Consider the following 19,606-nt stretch of genomic DNA (forward strand, 5'->3'; position numbering starts at 1 on the left):
ATGTTATTATAAAAGTATAATTTGCGCCGTTAATAAATATGCTTTACTTTAACAGGTATTTTTAAAACAAAACAGACCCTTAATGCCCCTTTACCAGCATTATTCGTTCGACCTATGGTTAACCCTTATCCGCTCAAACCCCGAGTTTAAGGCCCGGCGTTCCCAATATTTTTTTGAGCATCTTAATTTTAACAATAAACCGTTGGATGAGGTGCTGCGCATATTCCGTCAGGTTGACCTGATGGTAAACCACATCAACGAAAAAACCGGGAAAAACATTGATGCCGATGAGATGTACCTGATGGTGATCAGCATGATAAATGATACCCACGAGTGCATTGCCGATATTGATGTGGAGGAGCTTTATAACCGGATGGAGGAGCTGCTGTTTAATTATTTACCGGTAGTGTACAGCCCGCAAACTATGGATGTGCTGGCGCAGCTAACATCGGGCGGTAACAGTACAGCCAATATACTCAGCAATACAGGTTTTATAAAAGGCGTTACCCTGCGCAAGGTGCTCAGGCAATTAGGCCTTGATGAGTTTTTCTCTTTCCAATTGTATTCAGACGAGGCCGGATACTCAAAACCGCACCCCGAATTTTTTAAGCTGATGTTTGAGGGGGCGCAAAAGCTGCATCCGGGCATTACCCAGGCGGATATTATACACATTGGCGATAATAAACTGGCCGATGTTGCAGGCGCGCAGGCATGCGGGTTTAATAGCTTATTAATTAATTCTACCCAACAAACCATAAAAAACCTTACAGATAATGCACCTAACGTACTCATTACATAAAATAACTGAACCTGAACAGTTCGGGTTCAGCGCGGCCGATTACAGTCGTTTTAAATATGGCGATGCCGAAGTTGCACGCAGTTTTGGTACCGCGCTTGCACAGGGTTTTATTGAGGAGCACCTCAAGGGCGAGCCGATAACCAGTCAACTGGTAGTAATATCAAGCCCGTACTCATTTATCCCAACGGCCACGTATACCTTAAAAAATTACTTTGTATCGGCGCTAAACCGCTGGCTGGCCAATAACCATTTGCCTGTAGTGCAGGAAGCTAAGGTACACCGTACCATAACTTATAAAGAAGATTACGGAGAGCTGGATGCCGAGCAGCGCCTGCGGCTGATCGGGAACGACTCGTTCCATATTGATAAGGATTTCATCAAGGGCAAAACGCTGCTTTTTTTGGATGATATTAAGATAACCGGCAGCCACGAACACATGATCATGAAAATGGTTGAGGCTTACGGGTTGGATAACAATATATTTATGCTCTACTTTGCCGAGCTTATTAACAGGAGCATACATCCGAGCATCGAAAATTATTTGAATTATTATCAGGTACAAACTATTTTTGATCTGGATAGTATAATTCTGAGTGGTAAGTTCAGCATCAATACACGCATCGTGAAGTATATCTTAAATTACGATCATGACAGCTTCTGTATATTTTTGCAGAACAAGCCCGACGATTTTATAAACAGTTTATACGATATGGCACTGGGTAACGGTTATCATACCATGGAATGTTATCAGCCTAACCTTAACCATATCAAAAAGCAATTATCAACGTTCAACAAAAACTTAGCATAAAACATGGCTATTAATCTTCAAAAAGGGCAGCGCGAAGCTATCTCCGCCCCAAAGTTCACCATCGGCTTAGGATGGGATACCAACACCTCATCAACCGGTTCGGCATTTGATCTTGATGCATCCGTATTCATCATGGGCGATAACAAAAAACTGCTGGCCGACGAGTACTTTGTATTTTATAACAACACCAAATCGCCCGATGAGGCAGTTGAACATACCGGTGATAACCTTACCGGTGCCGGCGAGGGCGATGATGAGCAGGTAAAGGTTGACCTGTCAAAAATATCAGCCCAGGCTACCGAGATCTGCATTGTGGTAACCATACATGAAGCTGCCGAGCGCAGGCAAAACTTTGGCCAGGTACGCAACTCGTTTATCCGCATATTTGATAGCGCTACCAATGCCGAAATATTAAAGTATGAACTGGAAGAAGATTTTTCTATCGAAACAGCCGTTGAGTTTGGCAGGATATACAAACGCAACAACGAGTGGAAGTTTGAAGCCGTTGGCGTAGGCATGAAAGGCGGTTTGCAGGATTACTTAAACAAATACAACTAATAAACTTAAACTTATGGCAATCAATCTGGAAAAAGGCCAGCGCATTAGTCTTGAAAAAAGCAATGGCAGCAAGCTTCAAAATATATGTGTAGGTATTAACTGGGGCGCTATCGAGAAAAAAGGTTTTTTCGGAACCAAAAAAGAGGCGGTTGACCTTGATGCAAGCTGCGCTTTGTATGATGAGAGCAAGCAATTGCAGGAGGTGATCTATTTTGGCAACCTGAAAGCCAAGAATGGCTCAGTAAAACACAGCGGTGACGACCTTACCGGCGATATGGGTGGTGATGACGGTTTAGATAACGAGGTGATCAGTGTTGATCTGGCGGGTTTGCCGCCAACCACAACGTATGTGGCCTTTGTATTGAACAGCTTTCGCGGGCAGGATTTTGGCAGTATTCCGTTTGCTTCTATCCGCGTTTACGAGGGTACACCAAAACGTGTTACCGAGGAGTTTGCCAAATACAATATTGCCGGTGGTAATTTTGCAGGCCACGTATCCATGGTATTAGGGGTGTTTTACAAACGCAACGGCGAGTGGAAATTCAATGCCATTGGCGAACCGACCAAAGACCGCAAGCTGCAGGAAACCGTACAAACCGTAACCCAAAAGTATTTATAGTAACTTATATGTAAGTAGTGTATCTAAACAGCATTACTTACATTTAAAATATTTACCTAATATATATGGAACCTAACCTGAATGATGCCGGGCAAAATGCCAATGTTTCAACCGCTGTAAAGCTGATAGATAAGGATGGCAACGTTGATCTTAGCCAGGCTTCGGCGGCTGACCTGAGCAAATATGCTGATTTGAACAAGGGCCTTAACCCGGCTGATGCCAACTCCATACTTAACTATGGTGTTGAGGTGCAAAACACCATGGAACGTTACAGTAACCAGTTCCTGTCATCGGTGCGTACCTATAACTCGGGCGAGGTGGGTGGCCTGATCAATGATCTGCTTACCGAACTTAATTATATTGATGTTGATGAACTGGAGCGAAACTCGTTCACCAACTTTTTGGCGCGCATACCTCTTATTAAAAGGTTGGTTTTTGATGCTAAAAAACTATTCCAGAAGTATGATCTGGTGATCAACAATGTAGATAAGATCACCAACAAGATCAAAACCGGCCGCCTGAATGCTATTAAGGATAATAGCTCGCTGCAAACCATGTTTGATAGCAATGTGCAGTACATCAAGCAGATGGAGGAGCTTATTATATCAGGCCATATAAAGCATAACGAACTGAGCGAAAAGCTGGCCCAAATGGAAGCTAACGCAGCGGATTATAATGATTATGAGATTGCCGACCTGCGCGATTTTGTGAACCGCCTTGATAAACGCCTGGCCGATATGAAGGTGGTGCGCTTTATTATGCTGCAATCGTTAGCGCAAATAAGGGTGGTGCAAAACAACAATACTTCAATTGCCGAAAAAGCACAATCCATAGTTACCACAACCATACCTGTCTGGAAAAACCAGCTCACCATTGCCGTAGCCCTCAACAGGCAAAAGGCTAACGTGGAGATGCAGAAAAAGATCTCGGACACAACGAACACCATCCTGCAAAAAAATGCCGAGCTGCTTAAACAAAACAGTATTGACGTTGCGCGCGAGAATGAAAAGACCGTTGTATCTATCGATACCCTGAAACGCACCACGCAATTGCTTATTGAAACCCTTAATGAGGTTAAGCAGATACATGAGCAGGGCGCGCAAAACCGCAAGGTGCTTACATCTGAACTGCAAAACCTTGAAAATGAATTAAAAAAGAACGTTACTAACGTAAATACCGGCCGATGAGGATAGCGAATGGATGATAACCTGACATTACGTGAGTCGACAAAAACACTGAATAAACTGCACCTGCTCTCCGCATTTTTTGAGGATGAGATAGTTTATAAGATATACTTACGTACGCAGGTGATCCATAAGTTGTATGAAACCAAACCCGAGCTTGACGTGAACAAGCTCGACCTTTTTCATACCCAGTTTACCCTACCCGCTATTGATCTGCTCAAACGGATCAAAAAAATAAATGAGGGTAAGGTGAGTTTGCTTTTTGATGAGATCCATTTAAACGAGGAACTGATCAACAGCATTAAAAGCGCTGATTTTAGCGAGGCCGATTTCAATAACGACAAACAAAGGCAGGCGCTGCGTATCAATAATTCGCTGCGCAAGCTTTACGAGCAACTGTCTGACGGGGGACAGGAGTACCCGCTGGCGCGAAACATCAACGCTTTTGGTGTACGCTATGCGGAGGATTACTTTTTTAACATCAGCCCTGACTTGCTGGCCGAACTAACGGATTATAACCAGGCCGAGGTTTACACCAACGCCTATGCTGTTATTCACCGTAAGCTGATGGGCCGTTTGTGTAAGCACGATTTCAGGACTGAGTTTTACTGCGGCCTCCGTGCCGGTGATCTGCTGGTTGAGGTATACCGCTTTATAGATGATAAGGATGAATATTATTTGTTCTACCCATCGCGTAACCTGTTTTTGCTGTTTGATGAAAATAAACTAACTGGCATTAACCTAAGTACTGATGTAACCCGCAACCAGCGCATTATACAGGAGCTACAGGATAAAAACGATCAGTTAAAGAGTAGGGCACACTTAATACGCATCAATATTCCGGCAGAAGTAAAAGCGCTGCTTGCCGAAAATTATAAAAAAATATCAGACATTGATTTCTTGCAGAATATTGCGAGTTTTGATGCGCAGGCGAATATCCTGAAAACGATGCTGAATACGGACATTATTTAGCCGGGGTAACATTTGGCACCAACACTTATCTAAACAATAAAAACACATATAATAGATGGACTTTTTACATACCCTTTTGGGTGACGATATTCAGGCAGGTTTACTCATCATTTTAAACCTGATCATCATTGAGAGTTTGCTTTCGGTTGATAATGCCGCGGTGTTAGCTACTATGGTGCTCGACTTGCCAAAGGAGCAGCGCAACAAGGCCCTGCGTTATGGTATTATTGGCGCTTATGTTTTCAGAGGCATCTGCTTGTTTTTAGCAGCCTGGCTGGTAACCGTTTGGTGGCTTAAACCACTTGGCGGGCTGTATTTGCTTTACCTGGCCTTTAACTATTTTAAAAATAAAGCGAGTAAAGCAGATGATAAAGAAGACGAAAATGTTGATAAAAGCGAAAGCTGGATCTATAAATCAACCGTTGGCTTAATAGGTAACTTTTGGGCAACCGTAGCGCTGGTTGAGGTGATGGACCTTGCCTTTTCTATCGATAACGTGTTTGCCGCCGTAGCCTTTACCGACCATAAATTCCTGATCTATACAGGTGTATTCATCGGTATACTGGCTATGCGTTTCGTAGCGCAGGCTTTTGTTAAGCTGATGGAAAAGTTCACCTTTTTGGAAACCATCGCTTTCATCGTAATCGGTGTGCTGGGGCTTAAATTATCATCATCATTATATACCCACTTTTATCCGGAAACACCGTTAGCCCATGCTATTGAGGGCGAGCGTACCGATCTGTTCGTATCAATATTTACCGTGGCCATATTTATTATCCCGGTGGTAACTTCATTGCTGTTCAACTTCCCTGAAAGGCATACTATTGAGCCTGAAGTAGCCGAAGATGCGGAGGAGGTATTGAAGAAGAGCTAATGAATAAACTGATCGCGTCCATATTTGGCATAGGGTACCTTAAAGGGGGCGGCACTTACGCTTCTATAGTTACCTGTGTGGCTATATACTTTTTGTGGCAGGTACCGGCGGTATTGCAGCCTTTGCCTAACGTGCTTATCGGTTTGGCTATACTGCTTACCGGTATTTACACCGGCAACAAGGTGGAGCCTTTTTGGGGCAAGGATAGTTACCGCGTGGTGATTGACGAGGTAGCCGGTATGTGGATCACCATGCTGTTTGTGCCCATCAACAATATCAAACTGCTTATTGCCGGGCTGATACTGTTCCGTTTTTTTGATATGGTGAAGCCTTTGGGCGTGCGCCGTATGGAAGACCTGAAAGGCGGCCTGGGGGTGATGATGGATGATGTGCTGGCCGGGGTTTATGCCAACCTGGTTTTACAGCTAATTATATTTTCGGGCCTGCTGAACTAAACTTTTACGTTGATGGTTGTTATATATGATAACAACAGTTTAATTAAACACATGCTTTCAGAAAAATTAAAAGAAGAAACCAAAACATACCACCACGAAACTGAGGTGGCCCTGATAGGCCGCATTAAAGCTATTAAGGACGAGCAGGATTACGCTTCATTGTTAAAAATGTTCTACAGCTATTTTGGCGGTCTTGAAAAAAATATTGATGCTGCTATTGATACCGGTTTAATGGATGATTACCATGAGCGCCGTAAAACATCGGCCATTGCTGATGATTTGCAGGCGCTTGATGCAGATGTACCGCCGGTTGCCGGTGCCGACAGCCTGCCTGCCATACAAAATCACTTACAGGCGTTAGGGGCTTTGTATGTAATTGAAGGATCAACCCTGGGCGGAAAGATCATCAGCAAAATGATAGGCCAAAAGCTGGATGCAGCAAACGGCGAAGCGCTGACATTTTTTAACAGCTACGGCGAGGATACCGTTAATATGTGGAATTCATTTAAAGAAAAAATGAATGCGCAAGCCCAAACCGACGAAGAGCAGGCTGCCGTTATTGAAACCGCCAATAGTACCTTTAAGCACTTTGCCGGTTGGATAGCACGGTATAATTAAACAGGGTTACTGAATTCTACAAAAAAGGTTGAGCCCTTGCCGGGTTCGCTATCCACCCATATTTTACCGCGGTGTTTTTCAACTATGCGCTTAACTATGGCCAGGCCAACGCCGCTGCCTTCAATATCCTTAACATTGTCGGTACGGTTAAACAGCTCAAATATTTTGGGTAACTGCTTAATGTCAATACCCAGGCCGTTATCTTTTATCTGGTAAAGTATGCCATTCTCGGTGGCCTTACCCTCAATGCTAACCTGTTGCGGGTCTGATCGTTGAGAGTATTTGAAGGCATTGCTCAGCAGGTTGGAAAAAACCTGCGACAGCATTACCGGGTCGCCCTGAACACCGGGAGTTTCGCCAACTGTAACCTGTAGCTTGGCCGAGTCATAAACCATGGTAAGGTCCTTGATGATCTCGTTCAGCATCGGAGCTGTCTCCACATTCACAAAATCTATCTCTGAGCGGCCGATGCGCGAATAATCAAGCACCTCGTTTATCATATAGTTCATCTTATCGGCACGGTCAATAATGCGGTCAATAACCCGCTGCGCTTCCGGCCTTATTGATGCATCGCGGGTAAGTAATTGCGAATAGCTTTTGATAACCGATATAGGGTTCTTCAGGTCATGCGATATGGTGAAGCTGAAGGTATCCAGTTCCTCATAAGCTTGTTTAAGCTTTTCGTTAAGCAAACGTATGGCGCTGGCTTTTTGGTTAATGGCATAAGTAAGCTCCTCTTTCAGGCGGATAACAGCCTTCACCTCCTCGTTACTCCAGCTTTCTGAACGGGCGGTAACGGTTTCTGACCATGCCTCGAATGATTTGCGTGGCGATATATTCAGTAAGCCATTGCTATCAATCTCAACAGGTTTTTCAGGATTACCTGCCCAGGTAATATGCTGCAACTGCTCGGGTTTGAACCAAATGATGTATTCGCCCATTTCTTTGGAGATGGTAGATACGATAATGCCGCTGGCCACTTCCTTATAAGCTAATGCCGCCGGATATTTAGCCGACAGATGATCGGTACAGAAAAAAGTATCAGTAACATCTGTTTTTATCCATTCTAATAGCCTGGCTAAGTCATCATCAGCCGGTACTGTACCAAATTTAATGGTATTGTTTTCATAAATAAGCACAGCGCCTTTTGCATAGGTAACATCAAGCACATTAGCATCCGGAGCGTTAAGCGCATCCTCAATGCTGTTGCTGCGCTGCATGTGCTTGGATAGCTTTTCAACACTGTTAAAAAGATGGTCCTGCAGTTGCTGGTTCTCTTCATCCTGCCTGAATTCCAATGCTGATGATAATATCTGCCCGATCAGCTTAGATGATTCGCGAGCCTTGTAGTCAATGTATCTTGGCGTATAATTATGGCAGGCTATCAATCCCCACAGTTCCTTTTTATATAATAACGATATGCTGAAACTGGAGCTTACCTCCATGTTTTTTAAGTACTGTATATGTATGGGCGATACCGCGCGTAGCTGCGAGCAAGTTAAATCAAGCGGCTGGGGTTCGCCATCGGCAAGGGTAAATATTTTTGATGGGATGCTGTTTACATCAGCAATCAACCGGGTAAAGTTAAGCTTATAAAGCTCACGTGCCTGCCTGGGTATATCAGTTGCGGGGTAATGCAGGCCAAGCCAGGGTTCCAGATCATGGTTTTTTGCCTCGGCGATAACTTCGCCATGCCCGTCGGGTGCAAAGCGGTATATCATCACGCGGTCGTAACCTATAACTTTTTTTACCTGCTCTGCCGAGTTGTTCAGCAGGTTTTGCAGGTTCTTATCAGCCAGCATCTCTGATATGGAACGCCCGATCATGCGTTGCATATCCACGCTCATTTCTGCTGTTACAGGTTCAAATTCCAATAAATAAAGGTCATTTACCGGTTGTATGATCATGTAATAGTCACGGCCGTTCAATTCAAATTGAAATGGATTGATCTGCTCAAAAGTCTTGGTGTTTTTACCCAGGGTGATCAATTGGCTAATGTAGCCGGTTTGTTCATTTGGGTAGAGTACATACTCAACCTCATCAAGGGGGGTACCAAGCAGGCGGGTAGGCAGGCCCACTATAAAATCGCTAACGTTTTCACTATGATAACGGATGATGAAATCACTATCAACCACGATCAAAAAACCATGCGGCTGAATTTGACCGGGAATGTGTATTGGTTCTCTGTCACAATTGGTCAGATCAACGTTAAAGGACATATAGGGGAGTTTTTTTTAAAAGTAAAGAGTTATAACAAATATGAAAAAATATTCGATACTATAAATATCCAAACTATTGAAAATGTTTGGATGACCGGGTTTAGTATATTACCTGTTACGGTTAATATTCTGCATACGTACGCGGTTAAACACTGTGGTTGTTTAACAGGTAATTTGGTTGATACAATAGAGGGTTTTGCTAAAAAAATACATACGTTATATAGGTTTATACTGTAGCTTTATATTATGAAGCATCACCTTATAAAACCTGTTATGAAGAGAATGTTTATGCCCGCCATACTGGCATCGGCAATCATATTCCTGTCGTGCAGTAGCAACACTGCCGATAGTGTGAAAAATGAAGAAACCATAGCTGCAGATAGCACCGGCTTTACCGTAAAAACTATCTACAGCGAGTTGAGCAATCCGTGGGGTATGGTTTGGCTGCCTGATGGCCGTATGCTGGTTACCGAACGGGCCGGCGAGATACTGGTTTTTAAGAATGATAAATTTACCGGCGAAAAGCTGAAAGGGGTACCTGCCGTGTTTAATAAAGGGCAGGGCGGCCTGATGGATATTAAGCTGCACCCTGATTATAAAAAGAACGGCTGGATTTACATTACCTATGCCAAACCGGTTGAGGGCGGTGCTACTACAGCCCTGGCCCGCTTTAAGCTGAACGGCAATACCATTACCGACCTGGCCGATATTTACACAGCCAAGCCTTACATAACTGCCGATTTTCATTTCGGTAGCCGTGTGGTGTTTGATAAAGATGGCTACCTGTACGTAAGCTCGGGCGAGCGTGGTACCCAGCCAAAAGTGCAGGAGCTGGATAATGATCATGGTAAAATTCACCGTTTGTTTGATGACGGCCGCATTCCGCCTGATAACCCTTTTGTGGGACAAGCGGGCGCGCATGGCTCTATCTGGACGCTGGGCCACCGCAATCCACAGGGAATGGTTTACGATGCGGTGAACAACCGTATCTGGGAAGTTGAGCATGGCCCCAAAGGCGGCGATGAGCTTAACCTTATAGAAAAAGGAAAGAATTACGGCTGGCCAAAAACATCTTACGGTATTAACTATGATGGTACGGTACTTACGCCTAATAAGGAGCTGCCGGGTATCGAAAACCCTAAGCATTACTGGGTGCCATCAATTGCCACTTGTGGTTTAAGCATTGTAACCGGCAACAAATATCCGGGCTGGAAAGGCAACCTGCTGGTAGGCGCACTTGCGCTAATGCACATTAACCGTGTAACGCTTAACGGTACGGAGTATAAGTCAGAGCAACGCCTGCTGCAAAACAAAGGCCGTTTCAGGTACATTACCGAAAGCCCTGACGGTTACATTTACGCCCTGAGCGAAGGCCCCGGCGCTTTAATAAAACTGATACCCGCTAAATAATTATAATTTGCAAAGCAATAAAAAAAGCGGCTGCCCGATATCAGGCAGCCGCTTTTTTTATTGCTTTTCCCGCGTAAATTCTGAATTTATTACAAACCTGTAAGTAACGTTATCATGTATCTCCGTGCCTTCTTCGTATATTATAAGCTTAGTTGCCGTTAATGATGTTATGCTCAAGCTAAAGGGCTCTATTTCTGGTAACGGCTCGCCATCGCTGTAAGCAATGTAATTACTGTAGTTTATTTGGTTATTGGTGAATGTGTAATTGAATTTGCCCCACGTGTTAGTAGAATTTGCGCTTTTACCCGTTCCGTCGGCATACAAATACAAATATTCAGGGTCTAACTCATCTAATCTATCGTCAGTGTATTCCAGTTTGTCACCATTGTAAAGGCTATAGCTGTCTTTAACTAATTTCCATTTACCAACAATGCTGATGTTTTTGTCGATGGTTCTCTCGTTATCCTTTTTGCAAGAGAAAAATAGAATGCTGCAAAGTATAACAAGCGGCACGTAAAATTTCGTCATGTAATAAAATTTAGATGCCGTAAAGATATAAAACCCATGTAAACTACGGCCGGTATTTCGACTCGTTCAATATCTTTTGCGCATCGCGCTCGGCCATCAGTTGGGGCAGGGTAGTGTCAGGGTGTTTTTCCATATACTTACGGATGATCTGCCAGCCTGTCCATACGGCAAGTTTTGGCGCCGACTCATTTTTTTCGCCCAAACCGGGAGTAAAGGGAGCCTCGGTTAAATATTTTTGTATTTGCAGATAATCGGCATTATACAACAGGTTCTCATCCAAAAAATACGCCCAGATGTCTTTTTTAAAGGTATCGCACCAGTGCATTTGCTGGTTGGTATAGCCTATTTTGGCACTGTCGGGCGTGTTGGGCAATACCCTATCCATTATGTACATGATCTTGCCATTGTATACCATGCGTGCCAGTAAGCTTTTGTCGGCATCATTTTCCGGAAACATATCTTCGCGCAGCACAACCTCAGTTACCCGTGGGGTAATATTCTCCGGTGTAAAACGGCGCGAGAGATAATGCGGATAGGATTGCACCAGCGCCGGGTAAAATTTAGATTTGGCACCCAAAAACATATCCAGCCCAATGGCCACATAGCCATCGCCAATGGAGGTTTGTGCCTGGAAGCCTGAAAAGTAAGCATAAACCTTAGGCAGCCTGCTTTGAGGGAAATAATATTTTATATGCCTGAAAGCATCGGTCAGTTCGGCCTCCTGCAAATCAAGGGTGGGGTAAACCGAGTCCACCTCATGTTTCAGATCCTGGTAGGCCTTGCCCGCAAATACCTGTTTCAGTGTGCCATAATAAGCAGTATCGGTAATAGTACCGGCCTGCAATATCCGTTCAATATAATCCTGGTAAAAGCTGCCGTATTTTTTTTGCAGGTAGGCGGCTTGCTGCGGCATGGGTTTTGTTCCCATTGCATCAAAATCATGATCGAAACGATTTATGGCAACATCAAGATTGATATTGCTTACATCAACATTTTTGCTGCCGCCACAAGCGCAAAACAGCAGCATGATGCTAAAAATTAAGTAAATTTGTTTTGATTTGTTACCGGCAAAAATCATACTCATCCTGTACAAATTTATAAAATAAGTATACATTCTTATGAAGATCGCGTTAGCACAGCTTAACTATCATATAGGTAATTTTGATTCAAACACGGCCAAGGCCATTGCAGCCATAAAAAAGGCCAAAAGCGAGGGGGCAGATCTGGTGGTTTTCGCGGAGCTGAGCGTATGCGGATACCCCGCGCGCGATTTTTTAGAGTTCCGCGAGTTTATCGGCCTTTGTGAGGATGCCGCCCAAAAAATAGCGCGGGAGTGTACCGGTATTGCCTGTATCATAGGCCTCCCAACTGAGAACAATAACCCCGAAGGTAAGGACTTGAATAACTCCGCCTATTTTATAAACGATGGAAGAATAGCGCAGCGGGTTAATAAGGCCCTGCTGCCTAATTATGATGTGTTTGATGAATACCGTTACTTTGAGCCATCAACCGAATTTAATTGTATCGACTTTAAAGGCCACCGCATAGCGCTTACTATTTGCGAGGACTTATGGAATACCATTGAAAACCCGCTGTACATTACCCGCCCTATGGATACGCTGATTGAGCAGCAGCCCACGGTAATGATCAACATCGCGGCATCGCCATTTGCGTATAACCATGATGAGGAGCGCATAGCTATCCTGAAAGATAACGCGGCCCGCTATAACCTGCCTTTGTTTTACGTAAACCAGGTAGGTGCGCAAACCGAGCTGATATTTGACGGCGGATCAATGGTGTTTGACAATGCAGGTAACCTGCTTGATGAAATGCCCTACTTTGAAGAAGGCATTGCCTATTATACCTTAAATGATGATGCCTCAGTAACCTTTACACATCAAACCGGTGTCAGAGTTAACAGGGAAAGTGATATTGCACAGATACACCAGGGCTTGCTTTTAGGTATCCGCGATTATTTTTATAAATCAGGCTTTACACGGGCAACGCTGGGCCTATCAGGCGGTATTGATTCGGCCGTGGTATGCGCGCTGGCTGCCGAGGCATTGGGTGCCGAAAATGTAATGGCGGTATTGCTACCTTCAAAATTCTCAACTGATCATTCGCTTAAAGATGCGGAAGATCTGGTAAATAACCTGGGCTGTAAGTCAGAAACCATCGCCATAAAAGATGTTACAGATGCTTTTGAAACGGCGCTGGCACCACAGTTTAAAAACTTACCGTTTAACATTGCCGAGGAGAATATCCAGTCGCGCAGCCGTGCCGTGTTGCTGATGGCCATGTGCAATAAGTTTGGTTATATACTGCTCAATACATCCAACAAAAGTGAGGCCGCTGTAGGTTACGGTACCTTATATGGCGATATGTGCGGCGGTATATCTGTAATTGGCGATGTTTACAAATCGCAAGTGTTTGAACTGGCACGATACATTAACCGTGAACGCGAGATCATACCGGAAAATACCATTGTAAAACCGCCATCGGCTGAGTTGAGGCCCGATCAAAAAGATACTGACTCGCTGCCGGAGTATGATGTGTTGGATAAGATACTGGTTGAATACCTTGAAAACCGCTGCTCATCGTCAGAGATCATACAAATGGGGTATGACGAGGCCATAGTACGTAAGGTGATAAAGCTGGTAAATACGGCCGAACATAAGCGCTATCAAACGCCGCCTATTCTGCGTGTATCGCCCAAAGCATTTGGTATGGGCCGCCGGATGCCGATAGTAGGTAAATACCTGTCATAAAAATATTTAAATATATATATTAAACCATTTACGGCGTAGATGGTCTAATCAAAAAAGGGAGATATAAGCGTCATGAAAAAATTGATATATGCAGGGCTGGTGCTGTTCCTGCTTGGCGGGCTAAGCGCCTGTTCAAATTACCGTTATTATACCGCTGCCAAAAACAAAACTAACCTAAGCGTTTACCGCAGCTTTGGCTTTGTTGAAACGCCAAAACCAAGCAATAACCCACGTAAAATTTACGCCAACGATATTGCCGATGCCAACATTAAGGATGCGGCAGTTGAAGCGTTAAAGGCTAAAGGCCTTGTTGAACAACCGGGCGAACCTGACCTGCTGGTTAATTATACCACCATGACAGGCCGTGGCTACAAAACCAATTACTACGGTGGTGGCTGGGGCTATCCGGGCTTTGGCTTTGGTTGGGGCGGCTGGGGTGGCTGGGGTTATCGTCCGTTTTGGGGCGGTGGCTGGGGCTACGGCGGCTGGGGCGGCGGCGGTTTTTCCGAACGTGTACCATACCGCGAAGGCACCGTTATTATTGACCTTATAGATCGTAAAACCGGTAAAATGGTATGGCGCGGTTACGGTGTAGGCGAAGTGCGCAACCCGCAAAAAGCTATCAATGATTTACCTAAAGTAGTAAGCGGCATCATCGAAAAACTTGACCTGAATGGTCAGCAACGTAAATCGTAATTACATTAGCTTTATAAATTAAAAATGCCCCGCTGATAATTCAGCGGGGCATTTTTGTTATTCAACCTTATCTCTCAGTTGATCTTTAGGTATATAAACCCTTTTGCCTTTTTTGTTGATATAATAATAGGCTGAGTTTTTATCGATAAAGATGGTTTCGTTATTTGGTCCGGCTTTGCCATGGTATTTTTTATCTACCACTGATGAAGCACCTTTTGAAGCTACTTCGGCAGTTTTATTGCCTACTTTTTTGGCCGTCTTTTTTACATCCTGTCCTACACTTTGCGCATGGCCGTATGATGAGGCTAACAAGCCTGCCGCTACTACAGCGGCTTTTAGTATATTTTTCATGGTATCAGATAATTAAGTTGTTTTATTAACTCAATTTCTCTGCCAAGTTTTTCATCTCCGCAACCGGCGATTTTTTTTGATACAGTATAGCATACACAGCGTTACAAATAGGCATACTTACTTTGTATTGTTTGTTTACCTGGTACAGGCAATTAATGGCGTAATAGCCTTCGGCAACCATGTTCATTTCAAGTTGAGCCGATGTTACGGTGTAGCCTTTGCCTATCATGTTACCAAAGGTGCGGTTGCGGCTAAATTGCGAGTATGCGGTAACCAGCAGATCGCCCAGGTAGGCGCTTTCCTTTATATCCCGGTCAATAGGGTGTACAGCATCCAAAAAGTCTTTTAACTCACGTATGGCGTTTGATATTAGTACCGCCTGAAAGTTATCACCATAACCTACACCATGGCAAATACCACTGGCAACGGCATAAATATTTTTAAGCACGGCTGCCCACTCGGTGCCATATATATCGTCAGACACGATGGTTTTCAGATAGCGATTGCTGAACATACCGGCAAATTCAGCGGCCAGTTCATTATCCTGCGAAGCGATGGTTAAGTAAGATAATTTTTCAAGCGCAACCTCCTCAGCATGGCATGGCCCGCTGATAACCAGTATGTCGCTAACCGGTACCCGGTAATGCTGTTGTAAAAACTCACCTATGATCTGGTTCTCATCCGGCACAATCCCCTTAATGGCCGATATGATCTTTTTCCCTTTCAGATCATCAGCCGTAATACCTTTAAGCGCTTCTTTTAAAAATGCGGCAGGAACGTTAAGCAATATAAGATCGGCCGCCATAATGATGGTTTTTATATCCGATGAGATATTAGCTGCCGGTACTTTTATTTCAACCGAGCTTAAATAATTAGGGTTATGCCCAAATTTATGGATGTGCTCCACCGCTTCGCCATTACGCATCCACCAGAATATCTCTTTTGGGGTAGTATTATCAGTCAGTATCTTGATGTTAGCCGTTGCCCAGCTACCGCCACCAATTACCGCTATTTTTTTAGGTTGCTTTTGCATTACAAATAAAATGAGCCTCCGCCCAAAATGTTTTACACCATCTAAAAGCAGGACAACAAAGTAATGAAATATATTTCAGAGGGAGAAAAAGAGTACCCTTTCTAAATCCTCACAGAAAAGAGGTTTCAAAAAATACGTCATTGCGAGGTACGAAGCAATCTGCTTATATAATGTAGTTTTTCAGAGATTGCTTCACTATCGTTCGCAATGACGTAAAAAGTAAAAAAAGAATTACCTAATCCAGTCAAACTTGGTGTAAGGCACCAATACCTCAGGTATTTTAATGCCATCCTCAGTTTGGTTATTTTCTAACAGCGTAGCTACAATTCGCGGCAAGGCCAGCGCACTGCCATTCAGCGTGTGTGCCAGTTGTGTTTTGCCCTCGGCATTGCGGAAACGCAGTTTAAGGCGGTTGCTTTGAAAGGTTTCAAAGTTTGATACTGATGATACTTCCAGCCAGCGTTGTTGCGCGGCGCTCCAGGTTTCCATATCATAAGTTAAGGCTGATGCAAAGCCCATATCACCACCACAAAGGCGCAGCACACGGTAAGGCAAACCAAGCTTTTGCAGCAGGCCTTGCACGTGGGTGCTCATATCCTCTAACACACTGTATGATGTATCCGGATGTACTACTTGTACTATCTCTACCTTATCAAACTGGTGCAGGCGGTTCAACCCGCGTACGTGCGCACCGTATGAGCCCGCCTCGCGACGGAAACATGGCGTGTAACCGCAGTTTTTCACCGGCAGTTCTTCGCCTTTTAATATCACATCGCGGTACAGGTTGGTTACCGGCACTTCGGCGGTGGGTATCAGGTACAGGTTATCTACGCCTGCATGGTACATTTGTCCTTCCTTATCGGGCAGTTGCCCGGTACCAAAGCCTGATGCTTCGTTAACAAGCAGGGGTACTATCACTTCGCTATAGCCGCCTTTTTCAGCCTCATCTAAAAAGAAAGCAATGAGCGCGCGTTGCAGTTTGGCTCCTTTGCCTTTATAAACCGGGAAACCGGCACCGGTTATTTTAACGCCCAGTTCAAAATCTATCAAATTATATTTAGCGGCCAGTTCCCAGTGCGGCTGGGCATTGCCCGGCAGCTCCGGCTTTGCGCCATGCTCAAGCACAATTTCGTTCTCCTCGGGCGTTAAGCCTTTGGGTACCGAGCTGTGCGGCAGGTTAGGCAGCAATACCAGCTTTTGCTGCAGCTCAGCCTCGAGGGCGGCAAGCTGCTCGCCGTATTGTTTTATATCTTCCTTCCATTTACCGGTGCTGGCTTTAATGGCTTCGGCTTCTTCCTTTTGGCCGGTGCGCATTAGCTCACCAATTTTTTTGGCGGCGGCATTTGCTTCGGCGGATACACTGTCGGACAGGTTTTGGGTTTGCCTGCGTTTTTCGTCAAGCTCAATAATGTTGTCAACCAGTTCGGGCTGCTTAAAATTTTTAACAGCCAGGCGTTCCAGCACTTGTTCCCTGTTCTCGCGGATGTAATTTACCTGAAGCATTTTCTATATATATATATATGATTTTTGGCAAAGATATAAACTTAAAGTGTTTGCACGGGCAGCAACTCAAATGTATAACCCTGGCTTTTCCACAGGCCCAGCGCGCGGGGCAGTACATATTCCAGGCGGTTAAAAGCCTTCAGACTATCATGAAATACCACGATGGAGCCGGGCTTTGTATATTTGATGGTTTTTTTAAAGCAGCGTTCAGGTTTAAGCGTCATGTCAAAATCGCCGCTCAATACATCCCACATAATAAATATCCAGGTTAGGGTTAAGCGCCTTTAACCTTGCCGCCTGTGATCGTTTGATACGCCCATAGGGGGGGCGAAACAGGTTGGTATGCAGCAATTCATCTGCCTTGCTGAAATTTTGTATGTAGGTATCATCATCAGTTTTCCAGCCTTTAAGGTGGTTAAAGGTATGGTTACCTATGGCATGGCCATCGCGTTTTACCTGCTCAAATATGTCGGGATGTTTGCGTACATTATCGCCGATACAAAAAAAAGTAGCCCTGGCCTGGTACTCTTTTAAAATTTTTAACACATGCGGTGTAACAATGGGTATAGGTCCATCGTCAAAAGTCAAAAAAATGCTTCGGCCGCTCGTTTTTATATCCCATGTTAGTTTAGGATAAAGTAATTTAAGCAAACGAGGAGTTTTAAACAGGTACATAGGTACAAATTAAGCTAAATGTTTCATTTTTAAAATATAAGTTGAGTACGGGTACGATCAATAGCCTTATTAAAACATTTATGAACCAACATATACTCAAATATTCAAGGGTAATGCTCTTAATGCTGATATTATCTATACCGGCATCGGGTGTTTTTGCCCAGGAAAAAATAACGCTGCAGCGTGCTGTTGAATTAGCATTGGAGCGTAACCTTACCATTAAGCAGGCGCAATTTAATGAGGCGCTTACCAGCGAAGACCTCAAGCAATCGAAATATAACCGCCTGCCCGATCTGAATGTCAACACACAGGGATCATTCAACTGGGGCCGGAGTTTAGACCAATCTACCTACTCGTTCACTAATCAGCGTATATTTACAGCTTTTGGTTCGTTAACATCGCAAATTGTATTGTACCAGGGCGGGCAGTTGCATAACCAGATCATTCAAAATAAAATACAACTGGAGGCTGACCGCACGAATACAGCCAAGGTTAAGAACGATCTGATATTAAACGTGGTGACCACTTACCTTACCGTGCTCACCAACCAGGATCTGGTTACGGCCGCTACGCAGCAGATAGACATATCAAAACAAACGCTTGACCGCGCCAACATCAGCTTTAAGGCGGGCAGCCAAACACTGGCCGACCTGTCGCAGGCTAAATCACAACTGGCAACAGCCGAACTTAATAATACCGATGCGCAAAACCAACTGGAGCTATCAATACTTACGCTTAAACAGTACATGGAAATGTCGCCCGAAACTAATATAGTGGTTGAAAAGCCTGATATCAGCCAGCTATCGGTTAAATCTATATTTAACGCGCAGGATGTGCTGAACACCGCGCTTAATGTAAACCCTGATGTACGCCTTGCCGAGTTGCAGCGCGATGTGTTAAAACAGGCGGTTAAGGTAGCCAAGGGTGCTTACTATCCAAGTTTGGTTTTATTCGCTACATTGGGTTCTAACTACTCAAGCATTTACCAGCGTCCGGGTCAGCCCTACGCTACCGGACAGTTTAACCCGATAGGGGTGGTTAATAACGCTACCCGTGATACGGTTGTTTCACCCGCCTTTGCTACTCCGTTTACAAAACCATCGGTTTTCGGGCAGTTGAGCGATAACTTTTACCAGTCAATAGGTGTAAGTTTATCCATACCCATCTTTAGGCGGTTTGCTACCCGCACTGCTGTACGTAAGGCAAAAATACAGTACCAGAACGCCGAAGTGCAGGCACAGCTATCGCGTAATAACCTGAGCAAGATTATTTACCAGGCCGTATGGGATGCGCAGGCAGCCCAAAAGCGCTATGTATCGGCGCAACAAACCTACCAGGCCAATAAGGATGCTTATAACACTATATTAAAGCGATTTAATGTAGGTTTAGTAAATTCGCTTGATTTGAATACCTCATTAACCAATTTGAACAAGGCCGAGTTTGATATGATACAGGCCCGTTACCAAATGGTATTCAGAAGCAAAGTGATAGATTATTACCTGGGGAACCCTATTACGTTATAATATTATTGAATTG

21 protein-coding genes are annotated in these 19,606 nt (G+C 44.3%); 13 read left to right on the forward strand and 8 right to left on the reverse strand.

Annotated elements, in window-relative coordinates; translation table 11 throughout:
• The first annotated feature begins 82 nt into the window (after window positions 1-82).
• The 9 genes from LJ707_RS19300 (at window position 83) to LJ707_RS19340 (ending at window position 6,887) form a co-directional block, all read left to right on the forward strand.
• Window positions 83-799 carry an HAD family hydrolase gene (locus tag LJ707_RS19300; protein ID WP_228954199.1) on the forward strand — a complete coding sequence of 239 codons (717 nt, stop codon included), beginning with the start codon at window positions 83-85 and terminating at the stop codon, window positions 797-799.
• Window positions 774-1,607, forward strand: a complete 834-nt coding sequence (locus LJ707_RS19305; protein WP_228954201.1) for a phosphoribosyltransferase family protein — start codon at window positions 774-776, stop codon at window positions 1,605-1,607. Before LJ707_RS19300 ends, LJ707_RS19305 begins: the two co-directional genes overlap by 26 nt.
• A 3-nt stretch (window positions 1,608-1,610) precedes the next feature.
• Entirely contained in the window at window positions 1,611-2,165 is a 555-nt protein-coding gene (locus LJ707_RS19310; protein WP_228954203.1) for a TerD family protein, read from the forward strand.
• 13 nt (window positions 2,166-2,178) lie between these two features.
• Window positions 2,179-2,784, forward strand: a complete 606-nt coding sequence (locus LJ707_RS19315; protein WP_228954205.1) for a TerD family protein — start codon at window positions 2,179-2,181, stop codon at window positions 2,782-2,784.
• A gap of 65 nt (window positions 2,785-2,849) precedes the next feature.
• A complete protein-coding gene (locus LJ707_RS19320; protein ID WP_228954208.1) occupies window positions 2,850-3,971 on the forward strand; it encodes a toxic anion resistance protein in 1,122 nt (373 codons plus the stop codon).
• Between the two features lie 9 nt (window positions 3,972-3,980).
• Complete coding sequence (locus LJ707_RS19325; protein ID WP_228954210.1) at window positions 3,981-4,940, forward strand: hypothetical protein; 960 nt, start codon at window positions 3,981-3,983, stop codon at window positions 4,938-4,940.
• Window positions 4,941-4,995: 55 nt separating this feature from the next.
• On the forward strand, window positions 4,996-5,814 hold the full coding sequence (locus LJ707_RS19330) for a DUF475 domain-containing protein (RefSeq protein WP_228954212.1): 819 nt from the start codon (window positions 4,996-4,998) through the stop codon (window positions 5,812-5,814).
• Complete coding sequence (locus LJ707_RS19335) at window positions 5,814-6,269, forward strand: phosphatidylglycerophosphatase A (RefSeq protein WP_228954214.1); 456 nt, start codon at window positions 5,814-5,816, stop codon at window positions 6,267-6,269. The genes LJ707_RS19330 and LJ707_RS19335 overlap by 1 nt, the downstream gene beginning before the upstream one ends.
• 51 nt (window positions 6,270-6,320) lie before the next feature.
• Window positions 6,321-6,887, forward strand: coding sequence for a biliverdin-producing heme oxygenase (locus LJ707_RS19340; RefSeq protein WP_228954216.1), 567 nt, complete (start codon window positions 6,321-6,323; stop codon window positions 6,885-6,887).
• Here the strand turns inward: LJ707_RS19340 and LJ707_RS19345 are convergent.
• Window positions 6,884-9,106 (reverse strand): ATP-binding protein, encoded by a 2,223-nt coding sequence (locus LJ707_RS19345; protein WP_228954218.1) that lies wholly within the window; start codon window positions 9,104-9,106, stop codon window positions 6,884-6,886. The two genes, LJ707_RS19340 and LJ707_RS19345, sit on opposite strands and share 4 nt — an antisense overlap.
• 273 nt (window positions 9,107-9,379) lie before the next feature.
• Here LJ707_RS19345 and LJ707_RS19350 point away from each other — a divergent pair, with 273 nt between their 5' ends.
• On the forward strand, window positions 9,380-10,516 hold the full coding sequence (locus tag LJ707_RS19350; RefSeq protein WP_228954221.1) for a PQQ-dependent sugar dehydrogenase: 1,137 nt from the start codon (window positions 9,380-9,382) through the stop codon (window positions 10,514-10,516).
• Between the two features lie 57 nt (window positions 10,517-10,573).
• Here the strand turns inward: LJ707_RS19350 and LJ707_RS19355 are convergent, their stop codons facing one another.
• Window positions 10,574-11,044 (reverse strand): hypothetical protein, encoded by a 471-nt coding sequence (locus LJ707_RS19355; protein WP_228954223.1) that lies wholly within the window; start codon window positions 11,042-11,044, stop codon window positions 10,574-10,576.
• Between the two features lie 43 nt (window positions 11,045-11,087).
• Window positions 11,088-12,071: a gliding motility lipoprotein GldB gene (gldB, locus tag LJ707_RS19360; protein WP_228954225.1), complete on the reverse strand. Its 984-nt coding sequence runs from the start codon at window positions 12,069-12,071 to the stop codon at window positions 11,088-11,090.
• 91 nt (window positions 12,072-12,162) lie between these two features.
• On the opposite strand from gldB, the gene LJ707_RS19365 reads away from it, so the two are divergent.
• Window positions 12,163-13,812: an NAD+ synthase gene (locus LJ707_RS19365; RefSeq protein WP_228954226.1), complete on the forward strand. Its 1,650-nt coding sequence runs from the start codon at window positions 12,163-12,165 to the stop codon at window positions 13,810-13,812.
• A gap of 72 nt (window positions 13,813-13,884) precedes the next feature.
• Window positions 13,885-14,508: a DUF4136 domain-containing protein gene (locus tag LJ707_RS19370; protein WP_228954227.1), complete on the forward strand. Its 624-nt coding sequence runs from the start codon at window positions 13,885-13,887 to the stop codon at window positions 14,506-14,508.
• Window positions 14,509-14,565: 57 nt separating this feature from the next.
• Here LJ707_RS19370 and LJ707_RS19375 read toward each other — a convergent pair whose 3' ends face one another.
• From LJ707_RS19375 to LJ707_RS19395, 5 genes are all read right to left on the reverse strand, one after another.
• Window positions 14,566-14,859 (reverse strand): hypothetical protein, encoded by a 294-nt coding sequence (locus tag LJ707_RS19375; RefSeq protein WP_228954228.1) that lies wholly within the window; start codon window positions 14,857-14,859, stop codon window positions 14,566-14,568.
• A gap of 25 nt (window positions 14,860-14,884) precedes the next feature.
• Window positions 14,885-15,892: an NAD(P)H-dependent glycerol-3-phosphate dehydrogenase gene (locus tag LJ707_RS19380; RefSeq protein WP_228954229.1), complete on the reverse strand. Its 1,008-nt coding sequence runs from the start codon at window positions 15,890-15,892 to the stop codon at window positions 14,885-14,887.
• 231 nt (window positions 15,893-16,123) lie between these two features.
• The gene (serS, locus tag LJ707_RS19385; RefSeq protein WP_228954231.1) at window positions 16,124-17,395 is read right to left on the reverse strand and encodes a serine--tRNA ligase; all 1,272 of its coding nucleotides are present in this window, start codon (window positions 17,393-17,395) and stop codon (window positions 16,124-16,126) included.
• A 41-nt stretch (window positions 17,396-17,436) separates the two neighbouring features.
• Window positions 17,437-17,649, reverse strand: a complete 213-nt coding sequence (locus LJ707_RS19390; protein WP_228954233.1) for a hypothetical protein — start codon at window positions 17,647-17,649, stop codon at window positions 17,437-17,439.
• On the reverse strand, window positions 17,621-18,070 hold the full coding sequence (locus LJ707_RS19395; RefSeq protein WP_228954235.1) for a polysaccharide deacetylase family protein: 450 nt from the start codon (window positions 18,068-18,070) through the stop codon (window positions 17,621-17,623). The genes LJ707_RS19390 and LJ707_RS19395 overlap by 29 nt, the downstream gene beginning before the upstream one ends.
• Window positions 18,071-18,150: 80 nt before the next feature.
• Here LJ707_RS19395 and LJ707_RS19400 point away from each other — a divergent pair, with 80 nt between their 5' ends.
• Window positions 18,151-19,593 (forward strand): TolC family protein, encoded by a 1,443-nt coding sequence (locus LJ707_RS19400; RefSeq protein ID WP_228954237.1) that lies wholly within the window; start codon window positions 18,151-18,153, stop codon window positions 19,591-19,593.
• Window positions 19,594-19,606 lie beyond the last annotated feature (13 nt).

Origin of the sequence: Mucilaginibacter sp. UR6-1, assembly GCF_020880975.1 — a bacterium.
Classification (GTDB): domain Bacteria; phylum Bacteroidota; class Bacteroidia; order Sphingobacteriales; family Sphingobacteriaceae; genus Mucilaginibacter.